General features: G+C 56.4%; 1 rRNA gene. It reads left to right on the top strand.

Annotated elements, in window-relative coordinates:
• Positions 1-1113, top strand: a 23S ribosomal RNA gene (locus ABD324_RS37075); the annotation flags it as partial.
• Positions 1114-1125 lie beyond the last annotated feature (12 nt).

Raw genomic sequence — 1125 nt, 5'->3', positions numbered from 1 at the left:
TCCGTGCGAAGTCGTAAGACGATGTATACGGACTGACGCCTGCCCGGTGCTGGAACGTTAAGAGGACCTGTTAGTCCCTTTGGGGGCGAAGCGGAGAATTTAAGCGCCAGTAAACGGCGGTGGTAACTATAACCATCCTAAGGTAGCGAAATTCCTTGTCGGGTAAGTTCCGACCTGCACGAATGGCGTAACGACTTGGGCGCTGTCTCGACCAGAGACTCGGCGAAATTGCACTACGAGTAAAGATGCTCGTTACGCGCGGCAGGACGGAAAGACCCCGGGACCTTTACTATAGCTTGGTATTGATGCTCGGTTCGGCTTGTGTAGGATAGGTGGGAGACTGTGAAGCGTTCACGCTAGTGGGTGTGGAGTCGTTGTTGAAATACCACTCTGGTCGAATTGGGTGTCTGAACCTCGGGCCATGATCTGGTTCAGGGACAGTGCCTGGTGGGTAGTTTAACTGGGGCGGTTGCCTCCTAAAGGGTAACGGAGGCGCCCAAAGGTTCCCTCAGCCTGGTTGGCAATCAGGTGTTGAGTGTAAGTGCACAAGGGAGCTTGACTGTGAGACCGACAGGTCGAGCAGGGACGAAAGTCGGGACTAGTGATCCGGCACCACCTTGTGGAAGGGGTGTCGCTCAACGGATAAAAGGTACCCCGGGGATAACAGGCTGATCTTGCCCAAGAGTCCATATCGACGGCATGGTTTGGCACCTCGATGTCGGCTCGTCGCATCCTGGGGCTGGAGTAGGTCCCAAGGGTTGGGCTGTTCGCCCATTAAAGCGGTACGCGAGCTGGGTTTAGAACGTCGTGAGACAGTTCGGTCCCTATCCGCCGCGCGCGCAGGAGACTTGAGGAAGGCTGTCCCTAGTACGAGAGGACCGGGACGGACGAACCTCTGGTGTGCCAGTTGTCCCGCCAGGGGCATGGCTGGTTGGCTATGTTCGGAAGGGATAACCGCTGAAGGCATCTAAGCGGGAAGCTCGTTCCAAGATGAGGTCTCCCACCACCTTGCGTGGTTAAGGCTCCCAGTAGACGACTGGGTTGATAGGCCAGAGATGGAAGCCCTGTGAGGGGTGGAGTTGACTGGTACTAATAGGCCGAGGGCTTGCCACAACATGTTGTTCG

The sequence above is a fragment of the Pseudonocardia ailaonensis genome (assembly GCF_039531635.1).
Lineage (GTDB): Bacteria > Actinomycetota > Actinomycetes > Mycobacteriales > Pseudonocardiaceae > Pseudonocardia > Pseudonocardia ailaonensis.
Note: the sequence above shows the minus strand (reverse complement) of the source record. Positions and strands in the feature narration are given on the sequence as shown.